The following is a 22,929-nucleotide window of genomic DNA, read 5'->3' as shown; positions in this document are numbered from 1 at the left end:
CAGAACAAGACTCACAGGGATTCAATGACCGACATCACGCAACGCGTTCCGCAAGAACACCACTTCCAGACGCACGACGGCGAATCGCTGTTCTACCGCCACTGGCCCGCCACCGGCGGCGCACGGCGCGGCGCCGTCCTGCTGTTCCACCGCGGCCATGAACACGGCGCGCGCATGGCGCACCTGGTCGACGAACTCGACCTGCCCGACTTCGACTTCTTCGCCTGGGACGCGCGCGGCCACGGCCGCTCGCCGGGCCAGCGCGGCTACAGCCCCAGCTTCGGCACCTCGGTGCGCGACGTGCAGACCTTCGTGCAGCACATCGGCGCCGCGCACGGCGTGCCCGAGCACGACATCCACGTGGTCGCGCAAAGCGTGGGCGCGGTGCTGATCGCCACCTGGGCGCACGACTACGCGCCCAAGGTGCGCGGCCTCACGCTCGCCTCGCCGGCCTTCAAGGTCAAGCTCTACGTGCCGTTCGCGCGGCCCGGCCTCGCGCTGATGCACAAGCTGCGCGGGCTGTTCTTCGTCAACAGCTACGTGAAGGCCAAGTTCCTCACGCACGACCCCGAGCGCATCGCCAGCTACGAGAGCGACCCACTCATCAGCCGCCCCATCGCGGTCAACATCCTGCTGGGCCTGTACGAGGCGGCCGACCGCGTGGTGGCCGACGCCAACGCGATCACGCTGCCGGTGCAGCTGCTCATCTCGGGCGCCGACTGGGTGGTGCACCACAAGCCGCAGCACCAGTTCTTCGAGCGGCTGGGCGGCGCCGTGAAGACCAAAACCGAGCTGCCGGGCTTCTTCCACGACACGCTGGGCGAGAAAGACCGGGCGCCGGCGGTGGCACAGATCCGCGAATTCATCCTGCAGCGCTTCGACGAGCCGGCCGTGCCGGTCGACCGCCGCGAGGCGCACCTGAGCGGCGACACCGCCGACGAGTCGCGCGCGCTGGCCGAGCCGCTGTCGCCACTGTCGCCGCGCGGCGCCTACTGGGCCATGACCCGCGCCGGGCTGAAGCTGGGCGGCAGGATGTCCGAGGGCATCAAGCTGGGCCACGACACCGGCTTCGACTCCGGCAGCACGCTCGACTACGTGTACCGCAACCAGCCCAGGGGCGGCTCGTTCATCGGCCGCTCGATCGACAAGACCTACCTGGAGTCGATCGGCTGGCGCGGCATCCGCCAGCGCAAGATCCACGTCGAGGAGCTGCTGCGCATCGCGATGGAGCGGCTGGCCGAAATGCACCGCGAGGTGCGCGTGATGGACATCGCCGCCGGCCACGGCCGCTACGTGCTCGACGCGGTGCTCGCGAGCCCCGTCAAGGCCAGCTCGATCCTGCTGCGCGACTACAGCGACATCAACGTGCGCGACGGCCGCGCGCTCATCGCCGAGAAGGGCCTGGAAGACGTTGCGCAGTTCGTGCAGGCCGACGCCTTCGACCGCATGAGCCTCGCGAGCGTCACGCCGCGGCCCACGCTGGCGGTAGTGTCGGGCCTGTACGAGCTGTTCCCCGACAACGAGATGGTGCGCCGCTCGCTCGCGGGCGTCGGCGACGCGGTGGAAGACCGCGGCTACCTGGTCTACACCGGCCAGCCCTGGCATCCGCAGCTCGAGATGATCGCGCGCGCCCTCACCAGCCACCGCCAGGGCGAGGCCTGGGTGATGCGCCGCCGCACCCAGTACGAGATGGACCAGCTGGTGGAGGAAGCGGGCTTCCGCAAGATCGACCAGCGCATCGACGAGTGGGGCATCTTCACGGTTTCGCTGGCGGTGCGCACCGAGCGATGAACGCCCGGCTGGCACGACGGCCCTGGAAGCGCGCCGCCGCATGGCTGGTGTTCCTCGGGCCGTTGTTCTATGCAACCTACGGCTTCGCCAACTGGTGGGCGACCACGCGGGCCCACGTGCCGTCGATGGCCTTCGGCTGGGAGCGTCAGATTCCGTTCTGGCCGTGGACGATCTTTCCGTACTGGACGATCAACGTCTTCTACGCGCTGTCGCTGTTCCTCGCGCGCAACAAGCACACGCTCGACCGGCATGCGCTGCGGCTGGTGACGGCCACACTGGTGGCCTGCACCTGCTTCATCCTCTGGCCGCTGCACTTCAGCTTCGGCCAGCCGCCGGTCGACGGTGCGCCGGCCTTCCTGTTCAACGCGCTGCGCGGGTTCGACCAGCCCTTCAACCAGGCGCCGTCGCTGCACATCGCGCTGGCGGTGATCCTGTGGGACTGGTACCGGCAGTTCATCCGCCCGCTGTGGGCGCGGCTGGTGCTGCATGTGTGGGCCTTCGCCATCTGCGCGTCGGTGCTCACGACGTGGCAGCACCACTTCATCGACATTCCGACCGGTGCGCTGCTCGGGCTGTTCTGCGTGTGGCTGTGGGCGCTGGAGCGCGCGGTGTCGATGCCGCGCGCGTGGCGCGTCACCCGCGACCCGCAGCGATGGAAGCTGGCGTGTTTCTACGCCGTGGGCGCGGCGCTGTTCCTGGCAGCCGCGCTCTACGGCGGCGGCATCGCGCTGTGGCTCGCATGGCCGGCCGCGTCGCTCGCGCTGGTGGCGCTCAACTACGTCGGCTTCGGCGCGCGCGGTTTCCAGATGGACGGGCATGGCCGCATGGGCTGGGCCGCGCGCTGGCTGTTCGCGCCGTACCGGCTGGGCGCGGCAGTCAATGCCTGGCTCTGGACGCGCAAGCTGCCGGCCTCGGTCGAGGTGGTGCCCGGCGTGCGGCTGGGCCGCCGGCCGACGCACGCCGAATGGCTCGCGGCCGGCCGGCCCCGGCTGGTGAGCCTTTGCGCCGAGCTGCAGTTGCCGTCCGGCGTGCCGCATGCGCGCTGCGTGCCGCTGCTCGACCTGACGGTGCCGCCGCCGGCGCGGCTGCAGCGCGCGGCGGCGGTCATCGAAGGGCAGCGCCGCGCTGCCGGCGGCGCGCCGGTGTGGGTGTGCTGCGCGCTCGGCTTCTCGCGCAGCGCCGCCGCGGTGATCGCCTGGCTGGACCGCTACGGCGCTGCCGGCGGCGTCGCGCAGGCCGAAGACGCGGTGCGCCGCGCACGTCCGCAGATCGTGCTTCGGCGGGCATGGCGCGTATCGCTGGAGGCCCTGAACCCCGCCGCGGAGACACGCAGCCATGAATGACAACGACCGCGCCACCTGCGCCACGCTGGCCGGACTGCTGCGCGCCGCTGCCGTGCTGACCCTGTGGGGCTTCGCGCTGACATGCATCGCGGCGCTGGTGCTCGCGCTGACGCTGCGCTCGCTCTCGACCACCGCCACCATGAGCCTCGGCGCCGTCGTGATCCTGGGCGCGCTGGAGCGCTACTTTTCATTCCGGCTGCGCTTCGACGAGGCGCTGTTCGACGGCCTTGCGAAGGGCCGCATCGCGTCGCTGGAGGCGCTCGACGGCGCGCTGTCGAGCCTCGGCCTGCGCGAGACACAGCAACAGCAACAGCAGCCACGCACCACCCGCCCGCTCGACGACCGCGTGGCCGGCACCCGCCAGCTCATGCAGCGCCACGCCATCGTGGTGGCCTGCCAGAGCGCCATGTTCCTCCTTGCCTTGATGACACAGGACATCTCTTGACCGAAGCAGACGACAACAACAAGAACGACAAGCCGCCGGCCGAAAGCACGGTGCTGCGGCGCGCGCTCGCCGTGGTGGTGGGGAAACTCATCATCGGCGTGGCCGGCCTGCTGACCGGCGTGCGCGCCATCTGGTCGGGCACCAGCCCCAAGGCCGAGCAGACGCTGTACTTCGCCAACCACACGAGCCACGGCGACTTCGTGCTGCTGTGGGCGACGCTGCCGCCCGACCTGCGCGCGCTCACGCGGCCGGTGGCGGGGCAGGACTACTGGGAGGCCTCCAGGCTGCGCAACTTCATCGGCCGCGACGTGTTCAACGCGCTCATGATCCGGCGCGACGGCTCGGGCCAGGGCGGCAATCCGGTCGACCAGATGAAGGAGGCGCTGGAAGGCGGCGACTCGCTCATCATGTTCCCGGAAGGCACGCGCAACACCGGCGACGACATCCTGCTGCCGCTCAAGAGCGGCCTCTTCCACCTGGCGCGCGCCTGCCCCAACGTGCGGCTGGTGCCGGTGTGGATCGAGAACTTGAAGCGCGTGCTGCCCAAGGGCGTGCTGCTGCCGATTCCGCTGGCCTGCACGGTTCGCTTCGGCACGCCCATCACGCTGGGCGAAGGCGAGGACAAGGTGTCGTTCCTGGCACGGGCGCGCGCCGCCATGCTCGACATGCGCCCCGAGTACGACCGCGTTCCCGAACAAGAAAAAACAACAACGACGACGACGACGCCATGAACATCTCCGCTTCCACCCAGACCACGCTGGAGCTGTTCGGCGGCGTCGCGGGCGTGCTCATCCTGGCCTCGGCCATCGGTGCGCTGCTCAAGTGGCGCGTGGCGCATGGCCAGCCCAACTCGGTGATCGACAACCTCAACGCGCGCGTCAACGCGTGGTGGGTGATGGTGGCGGTGATCGGCATCGCCTTCGCCTTCGGCAAGGGCGGCGTGATCGTGCTGTTCTACCTGATCTCTTTCTATGCGCTGCGCGAGTTCATCAGCCTGGCCTACACCCGGCGCGGCGACCACGGCGCGATCGCGCTCGCCTTCTACCTCGCGCTGCCGGGGCAGTACTTCCTGATCTGGATCGACTGGTACGGGCTCTACGCCATCTACATCCCGGTCTATGCCTTCCTGCTGCTGCCCATTCTTGCGGCGGTGGGCGGCGACACGCAGCGCTTCCTGGAGCGCACCTCGAAGATCCAGTGGGGCCTGATGGTGTGCGTGTTCTGCATCAGCCACGTGCCCGCGCTGCTGACGCTGCAGATCCCCGGCTTCGAGGGCCGCAACCTGCTGCTGATCGCCTTCCTCGTCATCGTGGTGCAGGGCAGCGACGTGCTCCAGTACGTGTGGGGCAAGCTCTTCGGCAAGCGCAAGGTGGCGCCCGAGCTGTCGCCTTCCAAGACCTGGGAAGGCCTGATCGGCGGCGTGGCAAGCGCCACCGCCCTGGGCGCTGCGCTCTACTGGGCCACACCCTTCAACCCGTGGCAGGCGGCGCTGATGGCGCTGACCATCTGCCTCATGGGCTTCTTCGGCGGGCTGGTGATGTCGGCCATCAAGCGCGACCGCGGCGTAAAGGACTGGGGCTCGATGATCGAGGGCCACGGCGGCATGCTCGACCGGCTCGATTCGGTGATCTTCGCGGCGCCCATCTATTTCCACGCGCTGCGCTACTGGTGGGTGCCGTGAGCAAGGCGGCCAAAGACGCGGAGCGCGTGGCGCACGACACGCCGATGGAGTGCGCCAACGCCGCGTCGTGGACGCGCTGGCTCGAGCGCCACCACGCCAGCGCCGCCGGCGTGTGGCTGCGCATCGCCAAGAAGGACAGCGGCATCGCCTCCGTCGACCACCCCGCCGCGCTGGAAGAGGCGCTGTGCTGGGGCTGGATCGACGGCCAGCGCAAGAGCGACGACGCGCAATACTTTCTGCAGCGCTTCACGCCGCGCACCAGGCGCAGCATCTGGTCGCAGATCAACCGCGCCAAGGTGCTGAAGCTCATCGACGAAGGCCGCATGCAGCCGGCCGGGCTGGCCGAGATCGAGCGCGCAAAGGCCGACGGCCGCTGGGACGCGGCCTACGAGGGCGTCGCTGCGGCCACGGTGCCGCCCGACCTGCAGGCCGCGCTGGACGCCAACAAGAAGGCCGCGAAGTTCTTCGCCACGCTCGACTCCCGCAACCGCTTCGCGGTGCTGTTCCGCACCCAGGGCGCGAAGAAGCCCGAGACCCGCGCGCGCCGCATCGCGCAGTTCGTCGAGATGCTGGCCAAGGGCGAGAAGATCCACCCCTGAAACCGAACTGCACCAACGAGCGGTCAGTCGTCGTCCATGTGTCGTGACCGGCCGAACCAGAAGCCCAGGATCATGCCGACCGTGCCGAAGCCGATGGCGATCCAGAGGCTCAGGAAGGTGAAGACGTTGTAGCGCCCGGGCTGCTGCGCGAGCGCGCTCGCCAGGTCGGGTTCGTTCAGGCCGCCGAGCCCGCGCGCGGCGGCGAAGTCGAAGCCCGCCGAGCCGAGGAAGTTGAGCGTCAGCAACAGCGGCAGGATGGTGAGCAGCGGAAACCACGCGCCGCGCATCTTGCGCCACGACATCAGCTGCGCCGCCACGAACAACGCCACGCCGACACCGATGAGCCCGAGCACGAAGCGGTCGCGGGCCAGCGGCAGCAGCCACGGCCAGACCCATTGCAGCGGGTAGAGCGGCCATTCCGCCTGCGGCGCCAGGCCGCCGGGGCGCGCAAAGGCCTGCCAGCCCAGCGAGAGCGTGATGCGCCCCACCAGCGCGGACGCACAGGCCACGGCCGCGACGCTCAGGCAGCCGATGCGCAAGGGAGAAGAGCGCGGCTGCGCAAAGGCATGCGCCGGCAGCGCGGGCGACGGAAATTGCCCCGGCCGCCAGACCCGCTTCACCACAATGACCGGCGGCGGCGCCACCGACAGCGCGCCGCGCACCAGCCAGTCGATGGCGAAGATCGCCAGCGCAAAGGCCATCGCGGCCGTCAGCCAGGCGCAGGCGCCCGGCATGTCGACGAAGCCGATCGGGGTGAACATCGGCAGGTTGCCGTACACGAGCCCCGCGCAGCCGTAGGCCAGCAGGATCGGCACGCAGCCGACATGGGCCGCGCGCATCAGCAGTTCGTCGCTGCGGACCGACTCCTGGCCAAGCGCCTGGACGCGTGACCAGGCTCCGCGCAGGCTCACTTGGCCAGCGACTTCAGCGCGAGCTTGATGCCCTCGCTCACCGTCGCGTCCTTCGGCAAAGCCTTCAGCGCGAGCGCGGCTTCCTTGTCGCTGTACCCCAGCGCGATCAGCGCCTGGAGGATGTCGGCCTGCGCGTCGGAGGCCGCATGCGCCGGCAGTCCGATGTCGGCGCCGAGCTTGCCCTTCAACTCCAGCAGCAGCCGTTCGGCGGTCTTCTTGCCGATGCCCGGGATCTTCACGAGCCGGCCCAGCTCCTGGGTGGTGATCGCCTGCGCCAGCTCGCCCACGCTCATGCCCGACAGCAGGCCCAGCGCGGTGCGCGGCCCCACGCCGGTGATCTTGATGAGCTGGCGAAAAGCCGCACGCTCCTCGGCGGTACCGAAGCCGTAGAGAATCTGCGCGTCCTCGCGCACGACGAAGTGCGTGAGCAGCGACACCTTCGCGCCGACGTTCGGCAGGTTGTAGAACGTGCTCATCGGCACATCGACCTCGTAGCCGACGCCGTTGCAGTCCACCACCACCTGCGGTGGATTGCGTTCGGCCAGCGTGCCGGTGAGTTTGCCTATCATGGGTGCCCTTTTTCCTTGAAATGTCCGGCGTGATTCTGCGACACACCTTTACCCCACTGAACAATTCGCGCCTCGCCCACCTGTGCGGACCTTTGGACGCGCACCTGCGCCGCATCGAGGAAGCGCTGGGCGTGAAGATCGCGCACCGCCACGAGCAGTTCAAGGTCGACGGCCCCAAGGCCGCCGCCCAGCGCGCGATGGACGTGCTGCAGGCGCTCTATGAGATCGCCCAGCGCACGATCGACCCGGCCGTGGTGCAGCTCACGCTGGCCGGCGACGGCTCGATGCTCGAGGGCGACGACGACATCGCGATGCTGGTCACCCGCCGCACCGACCTGCGCGCGCGCACCCCCACCCAGGCGGTCTACCTGGACAACATCGCCAAGCACGACATCACCTTCGGCATCGGCCCGGCCGGCACCGGCAAGACCTACCTCGCGGTGGCCTGCGCGGTCGATGCGCTGGAGCGCGCGGCGGTGCAGCGCATCGTGCTCACGCGTCCGGCCGTGGAAGCGGGCGAGCGGCTCGGCTTCCTGCCCGGCGACCTGACGCAGAAGGTCGACCCCTACCTGCGCCCGCTGTACGACGCGCTCTACGACCTGATGGGCTACGAGAAGGTGCAGAAGGCCTTCGAGCGCAACGCGCTGGAGATCGCGCCGCTGGCCTTCATGCGCGGGCGCACGCTGAACAACGCCTTCGTGATCCTCGACGAGGCGCAGAACACCACGCCCGAGCAGATGAAGATGTTCCTCACGCGCATCGGCTTCGGCGCGCGCGCGGTGGTGACGGGCGACGTGAGCCAGATCGACCTGCCCAAGCAGCAGTTGAGCGGCCTGATCGACGCCGAGCGCGTGCTCAAGCGCGTGAGCGGCATCGCCATGACGCACTTCACCAGCGCCGACGTGGTGCGCCACCCGCTGGTGGCGAAGATCGTCGACGCCTACGACGGCCAGCGCAAGCGCGCGGGAGCGCACTGAGATGGCCGCATCGAAGCTCCCGGCACTGTCCCTGTCGCTGCAGTTCGGCCGCTTCAAGGGCGTGGAGCGGCACCGCGCCGCATTGCCGCGCCACAGCGTGACGCGCTGGATCCGCCATGCGCTGGACATCGACGGCGAGATCACCGTGCGCATCGTCGATGCCGAGGAAGGCCAGCGCCTGAACCGCGAGTTCCGCGGCAAGGACTACGCCACCAACGTACTGACCTTCGACTATGCGCAGAGCCCGCTGGTGATGGCCGACCTGGTGCTGTGCGCGCCGGTGGTGGCGCGCGAGGCCAAGGAAAACCGCAAGACCCTGGCCGACCACTATGCGCATCTGCTGGTGCACGGCACGCTGCATGCGCAGGGCTGGGACCACGAGACCAGCGAGGCCGACGCCGACGAGATGGAGGCCTGCGAGATCGAGATCCTCGCGGGCCTGGGCATCCGCAGCCCGTACGGCAAGTAGCCGGGCGGCGGCGGCTACGCCGTCATCTGCAGCGGGATCGTCACCGGCCCGTCGTTCAGCAGGTGCACCTGCATGTCCGCGCCGAATTCGCCGGTGGCCACCACCGGGTGCGCGGCACGGGCCTGCGCCACGAAATATTCGTAGAGCCGGCGCCCCTCGTCGGGCGGCGCCGCCTGTGTGAAGCTGGGACGGTTGCCGCCGCTCGCGTCGGCCGCCAGCGTGAACTGGCTCACCACCAGCAGGCCGCCGCCGATGTCCTGCACGCTGCGGTTCATCTTGCCGGCCTCGTCGGCAAAGATGCGCAGCTTGAGGATCTTGGCGAGCATGCGGTCGGCCAGCGCATCGACATCGCCGCGCTCGGCGCACAGCAGCACGAGCAGGCCGGAATCGATGGCGCCGACGGTGCGGCCCGAAATGTCGACGCGTGCATGGGCGACACGCTGGAGAACGGCTTTCATGGGGAGTGATGTTCGCCGGCCTGGGTGGCGCGGGCTTCCATGGTCAGGGGCAGGAGCTGGATGGTGACGCGCAGGCCCGGCACGGCGTCCATCAGGGACTGCTCGAGCTGGTCGCGCATGCTGGCGGCGTGCTGCAGCGTCCAGTCGCCGGGCACGTGCATGTGGAGGTCGGCAAAGCGGCGCTGGCCGGCGCTGCGCGTCACCATGTCGTCGAAGCGCAGCCGGGTGCCTTCGGGCATGCGGGCGGCGAAAGCGTCAAGGGTGGCGCGCACGGTGGCGAGCGTCTCGGGGTCGAGCGCGCGGTCCATGAGCCCCTGGGACGAGCGCCACACCAGCTTCGCGCCCTCGCGCACGATGTTGAGCGCCACGCCGATGGCCAGCACCGGATCGAGCCAGAGCCAGCCGCTGAGCTGCACGCCGACGATGCCGATCACCACCGCGGCCGAGGTCCAGACGTCGGTCATCAGATGGCGGCCGTCGGCCTCCAGGGCGATGGAGCGGCATTCGCGGGCCGCCCGGAACAGCATCACGGCCAGCCCGGCGTTGAGGCCCGAGCTCACGACCGACAGCGCCAGGCCCCAGCCGACCTGCTCCAGAGGCTGCGGCGACAGCAGGCGCTGCACCGACACCCAGAGGATCGCGATGGCCGCGCCGACGATCAGGATGCCCTCGAAGCCCGAGGAGAAGTACTCGGCCTTGTGGTGGCCGTAGGGGTGCTCGTCGTCGGCCGGACGCTCGGCGATGGTCACCATGGCCAGCGCGAACATGGCGCTCGCGAGGTTGACGAAGGACTCCATCGCATCCGAGATCAGGCCCATCGAATTGGTGATGTAGCCAGCCGTTCCCTTGAGCACGATGGTGATCAGGGCGACCGCGACGGAGAGGCGAAGCAGGGTCTTGGGGGTCAGCGTCATGCGGGATCGGATGTGGATTTGGACGAATGGCCACGCAAAAAGCGGTAATAGGCCGCAAGATCCGGCTGAATTTTCGGCCTCGTGTCCATATGTAACGCCTTCGCCTTAATATTTGTGACCGTTGCGAAACATCTCGCGCAGAAAAGTCAGGATGATGAAAAAAACCGTGATCGCCTTGTGCGGCCTCGCCATTGTGGGCTCGGCCGCGATGGCCCAGACGCCCGCCGCCGAACCGAAGGCAGGCTTCGTGAAGTCCGTGCGCGGCAGCGTGCAGCTGCTCGATGCGGGCGGCGCCGTCCGCAACGCCAGTCCCGGCGATGCGCTGGGCTCCGTGGACCGCATCGTCACCGGGCCCGACTCCTCGGCCTCCGTGGTGATGCGCGACGACACGACACTGGTGGTCGGCCCCGCGTCGCGCCTCGACCTGAAGGAATTCCATTTCGACGGCACCACGCACGAAGGCGGCATGCTGCTGTCGCTGCTGCGCGGCTCGATGCGCATGATCACCGGCCTGATCGGCAAGACCAACCCCGACGCGGTGCGGGTTGAAACCCAGACAGCCACCATCGGCATCCGTGGCACCGATTTCATCGTTCAAGCGGACGGGCGCCCATGAAGACCCGTTTAGCACTCCTCACCGTCCTCGCGCTGTCGCTCGCTGCATGCTCGACACCCGGCACGCGCGTGGTGCTGCTGCCGCAGGCCGACGGCATGCCTTCCGCAGTGGTGGTTCGCGCCAAGGACGGGGAAGAAGTCCTGTCCAAGCCCTACCAGCGCGCCACCGCCGCCGTCGGTGCCAGCGGCGCCCCGGTCGTCGACCAGGCCGACGCGGCCAAGGTGCAGGCGGAGAACAGGCAGCTGTTCGACATGCGCCCGCCGCCGCCGAAGCGCTACACGGTGTATTTCGAGCTCGGCGGCACCACGCTCACGCCGTCTTCGCAGCTGACCTTGTCCGAGGCGCTGGCCGAAGCGCAGGCGCGCAGCGGCAGCGACATCGTCGTCACCGGCCACACCGACACCAAGGGCTCGATCGAGCAGAACGACGAGCTGTCGCGCCGGCGTGCGCAGGAAGTGGTCCAGCTGCTGGTGGAACGCCAGTTCCCGTCGCGCCGCATCGAGGCTGTCGGGCGCGGCGAGCGCGAACTGGCGGTGCCGACCGCGGACGACGTGGACGAGCCGCGCAACCGGCGCGTCACCATCGAAGTCCGCTAGCGCCGTCCCGGTCAGCTCAGCGTCACGCGCGCGAACTTGCGCTTGCCGACCTGCACCACGTAGCTGCCCGCAGGCAGCTTCAGCGCCTTGTCGCTGACCACGGCGGAGTCGATCCGCACGCCGCCGCCGTCGATCAGGCGGTTGCCCTCCGAAGTCGACGGCGCCAGGTTGGCCTGCTTGAGCACCTGGGCGATGCCCAGCGGCGCGCCGCTCAGCGCCACTTCGGGAATCTCGTCGGGCACGCCGCCCTTGCTGCGGTTGATGAAATCCTGCTCGGCCGCCTCGGCCGCTGCCGCGCTATGGAAGCGCGCGGTGATTTCCTTGGCCAGCGCGACCTTGGCGTCCTTCGGGTTGCGGCCGCCCTCGATCTCGGCCTTCAGCGCCGCGATCTGCTCGAGCGACTGGAAGCTCAGCAGCGTGTACCAGCGCCACATCAGGTCGTCGGAAATCGACAGCACCTTGGCGAACATGGTGTTGGCGTCCTCGCTGATGCCGATGTAGTTGTTCTTGCTCTTCGACATCTTCTCGACGCCGTCGAGGCCTTCCAGCAGCGGCATGGTCAGTATGCACTGCGGTTCCTGGCCGTATTCCTGCTGGAGGTGGCGGCCGACGAGCAGGTTGAACTTCTGGTCGGTGCCGCCCAGTTCGAGGTCGCTCTTGAGCGCGACCGAGTCGTAGCCCTGCATCAGCGGGTAGAGGAACTCGTGCACCGAAATCGACTGGCCGGCCTTGAAGCGCTTGTTGAAGTCGTCGCGCTCCATCATGCGGGCGACCGTGTACTTGGCAGCCAGCTGGATCATGCCGCGCGCGCCCAGCGGGTCGCTCCACTCGGAGTTGTAGCGGATCTCGGTCTTCTCGGGGTCCAGCACCAGGCTGGCCTGCTTGTAATAAGTCTGGGCGTTGGCCTCGATCTGCTCGCGGGTGAGCGGCGGGCGGGTGTTGTTACGGCCGGAGGGGTCGCCGATGGTGCTGGTGAAGTCGCCGATCAGGAAGATCACCCGGTGGCCCAGGTCCTGCAGCTGGCGCATCTTGTTGAGCACCACGGTGTGGCCGATGTGGATGTCCGGCGCGGTCGGGTCCAGGCCCAGCTTGATGCGCAGGGGCGTCCCGGTGGCTTCGGAGCGCTGCAGCTTGCGCACCCATTCGTCCTGCGGCAGCAGCTCGTCAGCGCCCCGGAGGGATATTTCGAGCGCGCGTCCTACACTATTTGAGAGGCTCATGGATGTAACAGATTCGGCCTTTACGGGCTTTTTTGGCTGACTTTTGGGGTGCCGAAGCTATACTCAGCCCGACTTTTCAAGCGCCGGATTCTAAGCGGCGCTTTTTTCCGCACCGTCTCCTGCCGCCCTGAACGTACTGGGCCTTGCAGCACGGATTTGCAGAACCTGAGCTGGAATTCAAGTTTGATCAACGGCATTCTTGCCGCCGAGGAGCTCCTTGCTTCCCGCGTGGCCTACACATTCCGGACGTACCCCAAGCAGATCACCGCAGTCATCGCGGCTGCCCTGCTGAGCGCCGGCACCCTCGCGGTGGCATCGCTCGGCCCGGATGCATCCGACCTCCCCGTGCGCCAGATCCTGGAAGCCACGGCACCTGTTTCAGTGGCCGACCAGAGCGAGGCGCTGGAAAGCTTCAGCTTCACGCTGTTCCGCACCGACGTCACCCGCTCGAGCGACACGGCCGAGGCGCTGCTGAAGCGCCTGGGCATTAGCGACCCCGCCGCCACCGCCTTCGTGCGCGGCAGCGTCGAGGCCCGCAACGCGCTGTTCTCGCGTGCCGGCCGCACCGTGACGGCCGAGGCCACGCAGGAAAACCAGCTCAAGAAGCTCAGCGCCCGCTGGATTCCGGACGGCGACGGCGGCTTCAAGCGCTACGTGATCGAACGCACGCCGACCGGCTTTGCCGGCGTGACCGAGCGCGACACCCTCACGGCAGGCACGCGCCTGGCGAGCGGCACCATCCGCACCTCGCTGTTCGCCGCCACCGACGACTCGCGCATTCCCGACGCGGTGGCGAGCCAGCTGGCCGACATCTTCGCGGGCGACGTCGACGTGCGCAACCTGCGCAAGGGCGACCGCTTCGCCGTGGTCTACGAGACCCTGGAAGCCGACGGCCAGGCGCTGCGCAGCGGCCGCGTGCTCTCGGCCGAGTTCGAGAACAACGGCAAGATCCACCAGGCCGTCTGGTTCCAGCCCCCGGGCGCGGGCCAGAAGGGCAGCTACTACCGCCCGAACGGCGACAGCCTGCGCAAGGCCTACCTGGCGACGCCGGTCGAGTTCTCGCGCGTATCCAGCGGTTTCGCGATGCGCATGCACCCGATTTTGAACAGCTGGCGCCAGCACAACGGCATCGACTACGCCGCACCCACGGGCACCTCGGTGCGCACGGTCGGCGACGGCACGGTCGATTTCGCGGGCACGCAGAACGGCTACGGCAACATCGTCATCATCAATCACCGCAACAACCAGCAGACGGCGTACGCCCACCTGAGCCGCATCGACGTCAAGTCCGGTCAGAGCGTGAGCCAGGGCCAGACGATCGGCGCCGTGGGCATGACCGGCTGGGCCACCGGCCCGCACCTGCACTTCGAATTCCGCGTGGGCGGGGTCTACCAGAACCCGACCTCCATCGCGCAGGAAGGCGGCGCGCCGATCACCGCGGCCATGCGCCCGGCCTTCGAGCGCATCGCCGTCGGTGCCCGCACCGAGCTGGCTGCAGCCTTCTCCGTCATCCAGGCCAGCGCGGACTGAGCACGCGCGGCGGCCCTTCTTTCTTCACCTGACGCCAGCATGGCCGCCGAACTTTTCATCGGCCTGATGTCGGGCACCTCGCTCGACGGCGTCGACGGCGTGCTCGCCGAGCTTTCAGGCGGCCGCATCGCGGTGCGGTCCTACGCCACGGCCAGCTTCCCCGTGGCACTGCGCGCCGAGCTGCTCGCGCTCAACACCCCCGGCGACAACGAACTGCACCGCGCGGCGCTGGCCGGCAACGGGCTCGCGAGGGCCTATGCCGGCGTGGTCCGGCAGCTGCTGGCGGACAGCGGCACCGATGCCGGCGCCGTCACCGCCATCGGCGCGCACGGGCAGACGGTGCGCCACCGGCCGCTGGAGTTCGACGACGTCGGCTACACGCTCCAGATCAACAACCCCTCGCTGCTGGCCGAGCTGACCGGCATCGACGTGGTCGGCGACTTCCGCAGCCGCGACCTGGCTGCCGGCGGCCAGGGCGCGCCCCTGGTGCCGGCCTTCCACCGCGCGCTGTTCGCCCGCGCCGGCGAGCCGGTCGCGGTGCTCAACATCGGCGGCATCTCGAACCTGAGCCTGCTGCCGCCCGCCGACGCGCCCGAAGGCGCGATCGTGCTCGGCTTCGACTGCGGCCCCGGCAACGCGCTGATGGACCATTGGTGCCAGGCCCACCAGGGCCAGCCCTTCGACCGCGACGGACAGTGGGCGGCCAGCGGCCAGGTGCTGCCCGGGCTGCTCGCGCAGCTGCTGGCCGATCCCTACTTCGGCAAGGTGCCGCCCAAGAGCACGGGGCGCGACCTGTTCAACCCGGACTGGCTGGCCGCGCAAATCGGCACCACGGCCCTGCCGCCCGCCGACGTGCAGGCGACGCTGGCCGAGCTGACCGCGAGCGCCTGCGCGGCCGACCTGCGCCGCCACGGAAAAGACGCCAGGCTGCTGATCGTCTGCGGCGGCGGCGCGCTGAACGGCCACCTGCTCGCCCGCCTGCGCGCGCTGCTGCCCGGCGTCAGCGTGGAGGCATCGACCGACCACGGCCTGCCGCCACAGCAGGTCGAGGCCGCGGCCTTCGCCTGGCTGGCCCGCGCCACCGTGCGGCGCGAGCCCGGCAACCTCGCCAGCGTGACCGGCGCGCGCGGGGCGCGCGTGCTGGGCGCCATCTACCCCGCCTGACAGCGGCCGTCCGTCAGCCCTGGCCGGACACTTCCGGCTGCGCGGGGTGCGCCGCGCGCACCTCCGACGGCAGGTGCCAGAAGATGAGGGCGGACGCCACGGTGATCAGCCCCATCGTCGCGAAGGTCGCCTGGAAGGCATCGAGCGTGTGGGCGGCCGTCTCGGTGCCGAAGATGCCGTTGTAGCCCGCCAGCACCGCGCCGGCGGCGGCCACGCCCATGCTCATGGCCAGCATCTGCACCATCGACAGCAGGCTGTTGCCGCTGCTGGCCATGCTGCCGTCCAGGTCCTTCAGCGTGATGGTGTTCATGGCGGTGAACTGCAGCGAATTGACCGCGCCGAAAGCCAGCAGCTGCAGCACGTGCAGCACCATCGGCTGGCCCGGCGCCGTGAGGCCGAAGCTGGCCATGGTGCAGCCCACGAGGGCCGTGTTGACCACCAGCACCCGGCGGTAGCCGTAGCGCGTGATCAGCGGCGTGGCGAAGCGCTTCATGGCCATGCCGGCCAGCGCGATCGGCAGCATCATCAGACCGGCGCGCACCGGCGAATAGCCCATCGACACCTGCAGCAGCAGCGGCACCAGGAAAGGCATGCAGCTGCTGCCGAGCCGCGAGAACAGGTTGCCGATCAGCCCGATGCTGAGCGTCGGCACCTGGAAGAGCGAGGGCGCGAACAGCGGTTCGGGCGTGCGCGAGGCGCGCAGCCAGTAAGCGGCGATGCTGGCAAAGCCGAAGATCAGCACGACCATCACGCCGCCCTGGCGCAGGCCCACGCCGTCGAGCGAAAGCGAGATCGCCACCATGCCGAAGGCCAGCAGCGCATAGCCGACGCTGTCGAAGCGCTTCTGCACCACGCCGCGCAGGTCGGGCATGTACTTGAGCGTGGCGACGCAGCCGGCCAGCCCCACAGGCACGTTGATCAGGAAAATCCAGTGCCAGGAGGCGTACTGCACCAGCCAGCCGCCCAGCGTGGGGCCCAGCAAGGGCCCTATGAGCCCCGGGATGGCCACGAAACTCATCGCCTGGAGGAACTCCCCGCGCGGCACCGTGCGCAGCAGCGACAGCCGCCCCACGGGCAGCAGCAGCGCCCCGCCGAGCCCCTGCACCACGCGCGCGGCCACCAGCTGCCCAAGGCTGTGCGACAGCGCGCAAAGCACCGAGCCGAGCGCGAACAGCACGATGGCCGAGAAGAAGATGCGGCGCGTGCCGAAGCGGTCGGCGATCCAGCCCGAGGCCGGGATCAGCATCGCCATGGTCAGCGCATAGGCCACCACCACCGACTGCATGCGCAGCGGGCTCTCGCCGAGACTGGCCGCCATTGCCGGCAGCGCCGTGTTGATGATGGTGGCATCGAGCGTCTGCATGAAGAAGCCGACGGCGACGAGCCACAGCAGGCTCTTGCGAACGGGTTGGACGGCGGTTTCGGCCTCTGAAGTCATGGGCAAGGGGAAAGGAGCAGGAACGAAAAAGCCGCCCGGAGGCGGCTTTCTGGAGAGGGCTTGGTCAGCGGCATCCGGGCATCAGGCCGAGAAGCTCGATCCGCAGCCGCAGGTGCTGGTGGCGTTGGGGTTCTTGATCACGAACTGGGCGCCTTGCAGGTCTTCCTTGTAGTCGATCTCGGCGCCGACCAGGTACTGGTAGCTCATGGCGTCGATCAGCAGCGACACACCGTTCTTGGTCATGGTGGTGTCGTCTTCGTTGGTGATCTCGTCGAAGGTGAAGCCGTACTGGAAGCCGGAGCAGCCGCCGCCTTGCACGAACACGCGCAGTTTCAGGTCGGGGTTGCCTTCTTCGGCGATCAGGTCGGCCACCTTGGCTGCCGCACTGTCGGTGAAGACGATCGGCTCGGGCATCTGGGTCTGGATGTTTTCGGCTACGGCGCTCATGGGGTAATAACTCCTGGTGGGCCGAACAGGCGGCCAATGGAACGAATGCTACTGCAATGCCGCATTTTCGGCAGGCGGACTGTGGCGTGCACCCCTATGCAAGTGGGGTCGGACGGCAATGCGCCAAGACGTCGCAACGAAAAAGCCGCCCGGAGGCGGCTTTTTGTTCGAAGCGAACAGGATCAGCGCTTGCTGAACTGCTTGCGACGGCGGGCGGAGTGCAGACCGACCTTCTTACGCTCGACTTCACGTGCATCGCGCGTCACGAAGCCGGCTTGGCTCAGGACGGGCTTCAGGCTTGCGTCGTAGTCGATCAGGGCACGGGTGATGCCGTGGCGCGTGGCACCAGCTTGACCCGATTCGCCGCCGCCGTTCACGTTGACCATCACGTCGAAAGCTTCGAGGTTGTTGGTCAGCACGAGGGGCTGCTTCGCGATCATGATCGAGGTTTCGCGGCCGAAGAACGCTTGGATGTCCTTGCCGTTGACCGTGATCTTGCCGGTGCCCTTTTTCAGAAACACGCGGGCGACGCTGGATTTGCGACGGCCGGTGCCATTGTTCCATTCACCAATCATTCTCAAGGCTCCTTACAGTTCCAGCACTTTGGGCTGTTGGGCGGTATGCGGGTGCTCAGCGCCACCGTACACCTTGAGTTTCTTGATCATTGCGTAACCGAGCGGGCCCTTGGGCAGCATGCCCTTGACAGCCTTTTCCAGGGCGCGGCCCGGGTGCTTGTTCTGCATGTCGCGGAAGTTCGTCGCCGTGATACCGCCCGGGTAGCCCGAGTGACGGTAGTACACCTTGTCGATCGACTTGGCGCCGGTGACGCGCAGTTGCGCGGCGTTGATGATGACGATGAAGTCACCGGTATCGACGTGAGGCGTGTAAATGGCCTTGTGTTTGCCGCGCAAACGGAGAGCAACTTCGCTGGCTACTCGTCCGAGGACCTTGTCGGTCGCGTCAATCACAAACCACTCGTGCGTCACGTCAGCGGGCTTGGCGCTGAACGTTTTGGTCATGAGTTTTTCTCTTGAAAAGAGGGTTTGGCGAGCCCTTTTCCACGGTCGGCGTTCCTCTGGTGGGAATCTCTTAGGTGGGTTTGAAGTCTTCGCCGCGGGGCTACAAAAACGCTGCGAAGCCCGCGATTATATGAAGAAACGGCGAAATGGCCAATTTCCGGGGTTCGGGCCGGTTTCAGCGCTGGATGCGGACCAGTTCCAGGGCCTCGTTGGTTGCACTGGAATTGCCGCGCCGGTGTTCGCCTTCGAACCTCACGATGCGCCCGAGTTCGGGGCTGTAGAGCGCGGACCCCACGAAACGCGTGCCGACGAGGGAAGCGCCCGTGCCATAGGAGGCATAGATCCATCCCTCGTACACGATGCGCAGCACGTTGAGCTCCACGCCCGCCACCCGGAACGGACGCTCGCCGCCGACCGTTGCATCCAGTTCGTGCCGCAGCCTATCCCCGCTCGAGGCGATGTAGTCGAGGTGCCAGCGCATGCCGGGCTGCACGCCCTTGCGGACCCAGCCTCCTGGCGGCGACGAGGTGTCGAACATGCCGCCGGCCGGCGACGCGATCGACACGACTTCGCCGTCGGCCTTCTCGACGCGCCCGCCCATGTTGAACGAAAACGCGTCGCCGTCGACCTTGTCGAGGCGATAGATCACCGGCGTCCGGTTGCCCGTCAGCTTGTCGATGCGCACGTACTCGAGCGCGTCGCCGGGGCGCAGAGGCTCGTTCAGCGGCACTTCGACGCCAGGCACCCTCCGGCCCGATGACCCGGCGGGCTCCCTGGCCCGGGCCTCCAGCATCGCCTTGGCCCGCGCAGGCAGTTCCGCCAGGAACTCGACCGGCATCGCGAAATTCAGGCTGCCGCCGTCGCGCGCGGCAAAGGTGGTGATGCCGAGCAGGCGCCCTTCGCTGTCGAACAGGCCTCCGCCGCTCGAGCCCGGCGAGATGGCCGCCGTGGTCTGCAGCAGCCGCGCCTCCGGCTCGCCGGCGCCACCACCACCGGTGCCGCCGCGCAGACCCGACAGGATGCCCTCGCTGAGCGTGTTCTCCAGCCCGCGCGGATTGCCGATGGCATACACCCGCTGTCCGACGCGCGCGCTGCCCGCGGGCGCCAGCGCGACCGGGGGCGCAGTGAAATTGGCCACCTTGATCTGGCACAGGTCGCGCGCCGGGTCCGGAAACTCCAGCGTCGCCCCGTAGGTGACGTTGTCCTGCTTGATGACGAAGCTGCTCGCCTTGGCCAGCACGTGGCAGTTGGTGACGAGGCGCCCGGGCGCGATCACCACCGCGCTGCCGGCGCGCAGGGGGCGCTCCTGCGCGTCGAAGGTGCGAACCGCCCAGACGCTGCCCGACACCTTGCTGAACAGCACTTCCGGCTCCAGCGCGGCGGCCGCGCCCGCCGCCAGGGCCAGGCCCAGGAACGCGGATGCCGCGCGCAGCGGCACGGCCTTCACCGGGCCGCTCATGGCTTGTTCGGCAGCAAGCCGCTCAGGTCGTCCATCGAAACCCGTGTTTCGGCCTTGGGCTGCGGCGCAGGCGGGGCCACCGGAGCGGCCGGCGCCACCACCTTGAGCGCAGGCGGCGGCTCCGGTGCCGGCACCACGGGCGCCGGACGCGCCTCCTCGGGCGGCTTCACCGCCACGACCTTGGGCGCCACGGGCGGTGCCGCGGCCATCTCGGTCGTGCCGATGCGGACACCGGCGGTCGGCCCTTCGCCCGTCTGGGCGCTGCGGTCGATGCTTCGCACTTCGCCGAAAATCAGCTGGATCCAGCTCGGATAGTTGTAGCCCGCCGCCGTGCCGGCATCGACCGCCGCGCCGATCAATCCGCCGATCAGGATGTTTCCCGCCATGCCCACGTTGGCGCGCGACACGGCCTGTCCGTTGGCCGGTGCGAAGCCGGGCTGGCTGCATTCGATGTTGAGATTGGCGCTAGAGCGCCTGATCGGCACCGTGTCGCCGGAGCGCATCACCGAGTCGTTGCGGTCGTTGGTGACCAGGCATTTCGCGCCGTCGACCACCTTGCCGGCGGCCGTCATGGTCTCGATCTTCACGTTCTGCGTGGTGCCGTGCGTCACCGACGCGCAGCCCGTCAGAATAGACAGAACACCCGTGCAGACGCACAGGCCCCAAAATCGCCATCCAGCTCCTCGCATCTGCGACGCCCTCTTTTTTGTAAATCGATGTTTCGGCGCGAGAGTCTAGCGTCGTCCATTCACTTTTTTCAGGCCCATCCCACATGTTCAGTTACCGCCACGCCTTCCATGCCGGCAACCACGCCGACGTGCTCAAGCACACGGTGCTGATTGCCACGCTCGACCACCTGCTCGAAAAAGACGCGGCCCTCACGGTCGTCGACACCCACGCCGGCGCCGGCCTGTACCGCCTCGACGGCGACTACGCCGGCACCAGCGGCGAAGCCGCCGAAGGCATCCTTCGCCTTCTTTCGGGCAAGAAAGAGCCCGCCGCGCCCGCAGCAGCACCCGCCCCCGCGGCGAAGTCGGCCGCGAAGAAGGCGGCACCCGACGCCGAAGCCCCGCTGGCAGATGCCATTGCCCGCTACCTCGGCGTGATCAGCGACTTCAACCCCAAGGGCGGCGCGCGCGTCTACCCGGGTTCGCCGTTCATCATCCAGCACCTGCTGCGCGACCACGACAAGCTCAAGCTGTTCGAGCTGCACCCGACCGACTCGCGCACGCTGAGCGCCAACATCGCGCAGCTCGAAGCCGGCCGCCAGATCGCCGTGCTGCTGGAAGACGGCTTCGGCAGCGCCACCAAGTTCCTGCCGCCGCCCTCGCGCCGCGCGCTGGTGCTGATGGACCCGAGCTATGAGATGAAGACCGACTACGGCCGCGTGCTCGACTTCGCGGCCGAGGCGCTCAAGCGCTTTGCCACCGGCACCTACGCGATCTGGTATCCGATCATTCCGCGTCCCGAGGCGCACGACCTGCCGCGTCGCCTGAAGACAATGGCGACCAAGGCCGGCAAGTCGTGGCTGCATGCCACGCTGACGGTCAAGTCGAGCAAGATCACGAAGGACGCCGCATCGGGCGAAACGCAGCGCCCGGGCCTGCCGGCCAGCGGCATGTTCCTGATCAATCCGCCCTACACGCTGAAGCCGCTGCTCGCCGAAGCGCTGCCGCAACTGGCGGAACGCCTGGGGCAGGACCGCAACGCCACCTTCTCGCTCGAATCGGGCGGCTAGCCCTTTCCCGTTACTTGCGGCGGCGCTGCGGCACGATCACCTTGCGCCGCGCCGGAACCTGCACCCTGGCGCGCTGCTGCGGCTCGGCCGACGCCACCGGCGCCTGCGCGTCGCCCGGCTCCACCGGCAGGCCGCCGCAGCGCATGCCGTCGTGGTCCACCACGGTCAGCGCCACCTGCTTGATGCCCAGGCCGGTCAGGCCGATGCGGTCGGCCGCGGCGCGGCTCAGGTCGATCACGCGGCCCATCGAATAGGGGCCGCGGTCGTTGATGCGCACCAGCACCTCGCTGCCGTTGACGAGGCTGCGCACGCACACGCGCGTGTTGAAGGGCAATGTCTTGTGGGCCGCGGTCATGGCGGTCATGTCGAAGCGTTCGCCGCTGGCGGTCTTGCGCTGGTGGAACTGGATGCCGTACCAGGAAGCGCCGCCGCGCTCGAAGATCTCGCGCGGGCCGTCGTCGCCGGGCACGCCGTCGTCCGGCGTCAGTTCGCCCGTGCCGGACACGGCCAGGTCATAGCGCACCGAGGGCACGCTCGACCGCGCCGCGACGCCCGGCGGCACCGCCAGCGCCCGCGGCAGGGGTTTCAGGCTGCCATCGCCTTCGGCATCGGTGGCGGGCGGCATGGCGCAGCCCACGAGTGCGCAGGTCGCGGCCACGAGGGCCGCGTGCAGCACGCTGCGCAGCGATGCTGCCGTCACCCCGACCGCGCGCCCTCTCAATCCAGGCGCTCCAGCAGAGCCAGCGTCGCGGCCGACTGGTTCATCGTGTAGAAGTGCATCGCCGGCGCGCCGCCCTCGGCCAGGCGCGCGCACAGGTCCGTGACCACGTCGAGGCCGAAGGACTTGATCGACGCCGTGTCGTCGCCGAAGCCCTGCAGGCGCAGGCGGATCCAGCGCGGGATCTCGGCGCCGCAGGCGTCCGAGAAGCGCATGAGCTGCGTCGAGCTGGTGATCGGCATGATGCCCGGCACGATGGGCGCGTCGAGCCCCAGCCTGCGCGCGTCGTCGACGAAGCGGAAGTACGCCTCGGGGCTGAAGAAATACTGCGTGATCGCCGAATCGGCGCCCGCCTTCACCTTGGCGGCAAAGGCCTGCAGGTCGGCTTCTGGCGAGCGGGCCTGCGGATGGATCTCGGGGTAGCACGCCACCTCGATGTGGAAGTCGCGGCCGGTCTCCTCGCGGATGAAGGCGACCAGGTCGCTCGCGTACTGGAACTCGCCGCCGATGCCGTAGCCGCTCGGCAGGTCGCCGCGCAGCGCCACCAGGCGCTTGACGCCCATGGCCTTGAGCTCGGCGAGCTGCTCGCGCACCGTGGCGCGCGTGGCGCCGATGCACGAGAAGTGGCTCGCCGCGTCCACGCCCTCGGACAGGATCTCCTGCACCGCACCGAAGGTGCCCTGGTGCGTGGAGCCGCCAGCGCCGTAGGTGACCGAGCAGAACTGCGGCTTGCGCGCATACAGCTGCTGGCGCACGGCGCGCAGCTTGACCGCGCCTTCGGGCGTCTTGGTCGGGAAGAATTCGAAACTCAGCGGAAGGCGCACCTG

General features: G+C 68.7%; 26 protein-coding genes. 13 read left to right on the top strand and 13 right to left on the bottom strand.

Features of this window, described 5'->3' with window-relative positions:
- Positions 1-24 precede the first annotated feature (24 nt).
- From AC1RVW_RS11400 to AC1RVW_RS11375, 6 genes are read left to right on the top strand one after another with little or no spacing between them, the layout of a single operon-like run.
- Positions 25-1,791, top strand: a complete 1,767-nt coding sequence (locus tag AC1RVW_RS11400; protein WP_493199958.1) for a bifunctional alpha/beta hydrolase/class I SAM-dependent methyltransferase — start codon at positions 25-27, stop codon at positions 1,789-1,791.
- Positions 1,788-3,134 carry a phosphatase PAP2/dual specificity phosphatase family protein gene (locus AC1RVW_RS11395; protein WP_493199956.1) on the top strand — a complete coding sequence of 449 codons (1,347 nt, stop codon included), beginning with the start codon at positions 1,788-1,790 and terminating at the stop codon, positions 3,132-3,134. The genes AC1RVW_RS11400 and AC1RVW_RS11395 overlap by 4 nt, the downstream gene beginning before the upstream one ends.
- Positions 3,127-3,579: a hypothetical protein gene (locus tag AC1RVW_RS11390; protein WP_493199954.1), complete on the top strand. Its 453-nt coding sequence runs from the start codon at positions 3,127-3,129 to the stop codon at positions 3,577-3,579. The genes AC1RVW_RS11395 and AC1RVW_RS11390 overlap by 8 nt, the downstream gene beginning before the upstream one ends.
- Positions 3,580-3,629: 50 nt before the next feature.
- Complete coding sequence (locus AC1RVW_RS11385) at positions 3,630-4,310, top strand: lysophospholipid acyltransferase family protein (RefSeq protein ID WP_106937665.1); 681 nt, start codon at positions 3,630-3,632, stop codon at positions 4,308-4,310.
- Positions 4,307-5,260, top strand: a complete 954-nt coding sequence (locus tag AC1RVW_RS11380; RefSeq protein ID WP_081269701.1) for a phosphatidate cytidylyltransferase — start codon at positions 4,307-4,309, stop codon at positions 5,258-5,260. The genes AC1RVW_RS11385 and AC1RVW_RS11380 overlap by 4 nt, the downstream gene beginning before the upstream one ends.
- Positions 5,261-5,304: 44 nt before the next feature.
- Positions 5,305-5,859, top strand: a complete 555-nt coding sequence (locus tag AC1RVW_RS11375; RefSeq protein WP_493200027.1) for a YdeI/OmpD-associated family protein — start codon at positions 5,305-5,307, stop codon at positions 5,857-5,859.
- A 23-nt stretch (positions 5,860-5,882) separates the two neighbouring features.
- Here AC1RVW_RS11375 and AC1RVW_RS11370 read toward each other — a convergent pair whose 3' ends face one another.
- Together AC1RVW_RS11370 and ruvA are read right to left on the bottom strand one after the other, a co-directional pair.
- Positions 5,883-6,770 (bottom strand): hypothetical protein, encoded by an 888-nt coding sequence (locus AC1RVW_RS11370; protein WP_493199951.1) that lies wholly within the window; start codon positions 6,768-6,770, stop codon positions 5,883-5,885.
- On the bottom strand, positions 6,767-7,339 hold the full coding sequence (gene ruvA, locus AC1RVW_RS11365) for a Holliday junction branch migration protein RuvA (RefSeq protein WP_106936759.1): 573 nt from the start codon (positions 7,337-7,339) through the stop codon (positions 6,767-6,769). The genes AC1RVW_RS11370 and ruvA overlap by 4 nt, the downstream gene beginning before the upstream one ends.
- Before the next feature lie 20 nt (positions 7,340-7,359).
- Between ruvA and AC1RVW_RS11360 the strand changes: the two genes are divergently transcribed.
- Both AC1RVW_RS11360 and ybeY read left to right on the top strand, forming a co-directional pair.
- The gene (locus AC1RVW_RS11360; protein WP_493199949.1) at positions 7,360-8,316 is read left to right on the top strand and encodes a PhoH family protein; all 957 of its coding nucleotides are present in this window, start codon (positions 7,360-7,362) and stop codon (positions 8,314-8,316) included.
- A gap of 1 nt (position 8,317) precedes the next feature.
- Positions 8,318-8,785 (top strand): rRNA maturation RNase YbeY, encoded by a 468-nt coding sequence (gene ybeY, locus AC1RVW_RS11355; protein ID WP_106936758.1) that lies wholly within the window; start codon positions 8,318-8,320, stop codon positions 8,783-8,785.
- 14 nt (positions 8,786-8,799) lie between these two features.
- Here ybeY and dtd read toward each other — a convergent pair whose 3' ends face one another.
- Together dtd and AC1RVW_RS11345 are read right to left on the bottom strand one after the other, a co-directional pair.
- Positions 8,800-9,243 carry a D-aminoacyl-tRNA deacylase gene (gene dtd, locus AC1RVW_RS11350; RefSeq protein WP_106936757.1) on the bottom strand — a complete coding sequence of 148 codons (444 nt, stop codon included), beginning with the start codon at positions 9,241-9,243 and terminating at the stop codon, positions 8,800-8,802.
- Positions 9,240-10,157, bottom strand: coding sequence for a cation diffusion facilitator family transporter (locus tag AC1RVW_RS11345; RefSeq protein ID WP_493199946.1), 918 nt, complete (start codon positions 10,155-10,157; stop codon positions 9,240-9,242). The genes dtd and AC1RVW_RS11345 overlap by 4 nt, the downstream gene beginning before the upstream one ends.
- Before the next feature lie 151 nt (positions 10,158-10,308).
- Here AC1RVW_RS11345 and AC1RVW_RS11340 point away from each other — a divergent pair, with 151 nt between their 5' ends.
- Together AC1RVW_RS11340 and AC1RVW_RS11335 are read left to right on the top strand one after the other, a co-directional pair.
- Positions 10,309-10,773 carry a FecR family protein gene (locus AC1RVW_RS11340; protein ID WP_285414203.1) on the top strand — a complete coding sequence of 155 codons (465 nt, stop codon included), beginning with the start codon at positions 10,309-10,311 and terminating at the stop codon, positions 10,771-10,773.
- Entirely contained in the window at positions 10,770-11,369 is a 600-nt protein-coding gene (locus AC1RVW_RS11335) for an OmpA family protein (protein WP_493199943.1), read from the top strand. The genes AC1RVW_RS11340 and AC1RVW_RS11335 overlap by 4 nt, the downstream gene beginning before the upstream one ends.
- Positions 11,370-11,380: 11 nt before the next feature.
- On the opposite strand, the gene tyrS is transcribed toward AC1RVW_RS11335, so the two are convergent.
- A complete protein-coding gene (tyrS, locus tag AC1RVW_RS11330) occupies positions 11,381-12,589 on the bottom strand; it encodes a tyrosine--tRNA ligase (protein ID WP_081269693.1) in 1,209 nt (402 codons plus the stop codon).
- 183 nt (positions 12,590-12,772) lie between these two features.
- Here tyrS and AC1RVW_RS11325 point away from each other — a divergent pair, with 183 nt between their 5' ends.
- Together AC1RVW_RS11325 and AC1RVW_RS11320 are read left to right on the top strand one after the other, a co-directional pair.
- The gene (locus AC1RVW_RS11325) at positions 12,773-14,119 is read left to right on the top strand and encodes a M23 family metallopeptidase (RefSeq protein ID WP_106936752.1); all 1,347 of its coding nucleotides are present in this window, start codon (positions 12,773-12,775) and stop codon (positions 14,117-14,119) included.
- A 39-nt stretch (positions 14,120-14,158) separates the two neighbouring features.
- Positions 14,159-15,283, top strand: a complete 1,125-nt coding sequence (locus tag AC1RVW_RS11320) for an anhydro-N-acetylmuramic acid kinase (RefSeq protein WP_493199940.1) — start codon at positions 14,159-14,161, stop codon at positions 15,281-15,283.
- A gap of 13 nt (positions 15,284-15,296) precedes the next feature.
- On the opposite strand, the gene mdtD is transcribed toward AC1RVW_RS11320, so the two are convergent.
- From mdtD to AC1RVW_RS11290, 6 genes are all read right to left on the bottom strand, one after another.
- Positions 15,297-16,721, bottom strand: a complete 1,425-nt coding sequence (mdtD, locus tag AC1RVW_RS11315) for a multidrug transporter subunit MdtD (protein WP_493199938.1) — start codon at positions 16,719-16,721, stop codon at positions 15,297-15,299.
- Positions 16,722-16,802: 81 nt separating this feature from the next.
- A complete protein-coding gene (gene erpA, locus AC1RVW_RS11310) occupies positions 16,803-17,168 on the bottom strand; it encodes an iron-sulfur cluster insertion protein ErpA (protein ID WP_007827949.1) in 366 nt (121 codons plus the stop codon).
- Positions 17,169-17,350: 182 nt separating this feature from the next.
- Complete coding sequence (gene rpsI, locus AC1RVW_RS11305; protein WP_081269689.1) at positions 17,351-17,743, bottom strand: 30S ribosomal protein S9; 393 nt, start codon at positions 17,741-17,743, stop codon at positions 17,351-17,353.
- 12 nt (positions 17,744-17,755) lie between these two features.
- Positions 17,756-18,187 carry a 50S ribosomal protein L13 gene (gene rplM, locus AC1RVW_RS11300; protein ID WP_007827946.1) on the bottom strand — a complete coding sequence of 144 codons (432 nt, stop codon included), beginning with the start codon at positions 18,185-18,187 and terminating at the stop codon, positions 17,756-17,758.
- Between the two features lie 175 nt (positions 18,188-18,362).
- Positions 18,363-19,646 carry a S1C family serine protease gene (locus AC1RVW_RS11295; RefSeq protein ID WP_493199934.1) on the bottom strand — a complete coding sequence of 428 codons (1,284 nt, stop codon included), beginning with the start codon at positions 19,644-19,646 and terminating at the stop codon, positions 18,363-18,365.
- Complete coding sequence (locus AC1RVW_RS11290; protein ID WP_493199932.1) at positions 19,643-20,257, bottom strand: hypothetical protein; 615 nt, start codon at positions 20,255-20,257, stop codon at positions 19,643-19,645. The genes AC1RVW_RS11295 and AC1RVW_RS11290 overlap by 4 nt, the downstream gene beginning before the upstream one ends.
- A 161-nt stretch (positions 20,258-20,418) precedes the next feature.
- Here AC1RVW_RS11290 and AC1RVW_RS11285 point away from each other — a divergent pair, with 161 nt between their 5' ends.
- Positions 20,419-21,384 carry a 23S rRNA (adenine(2030)-N(6))-methyltransferase RlmJ gene (locus AC1RVW_RS11285; RefSeq protein WP_493199930.1) on the top strand — a complete coding sequence of 322 codons (966 nt, stop codon included), beginning with the start codon at positions 20,419-20,421 and terminating at the stop codon, positions 21,382-21,384.
- 10 nt (positions 21,385-21,394) lie between these two features.
- On the opposite strand, the gene AC1RVW_RS11280 is transcribed toward AC1RVW_RS11285, so the two are convergent.
- Both AC1RVW_RS11280 and metF read right to left on the bottom strand, forming a co-directional pair.
- Positions 21,395-22,009 carry a septal ring lytic transglycosylase RlpA family protein gene (locus tag AC1RVW_RS11280; RefSeq protein WP_285414284.1) on the bottom strand — a complete coding sequence of 205 codons (615 nt, stop codon included), beginning with the start codon at positions 22,007-22,009 and terminating at the stop codon, positions 21,395-21,397.
- 92 nt (positions 22,010-22,101) lie between these two features.
- A complete protein-coding gene (gene metF, locus AC1RVW_RS11275; RefSeq protein WP_493199928.1) occupies positions 22,102-22,926 on the bottom strand; it encodes a methylenetetrahydrofolate reductase [NAD(P)H] in 825 nt (274 codons plus the stop codon).
- Positions 22,927-22,929 lie beyond the last annotated feature (3 nt).

This window comes from Variovorax sp. MPBD4-3 (assembly GCF_058809745.1).
The sequence above is the reverse complement of the archived record's forward strand: the minus strand, read 5'-3'. Positions and strand labels throughout refer to the sequence as shown.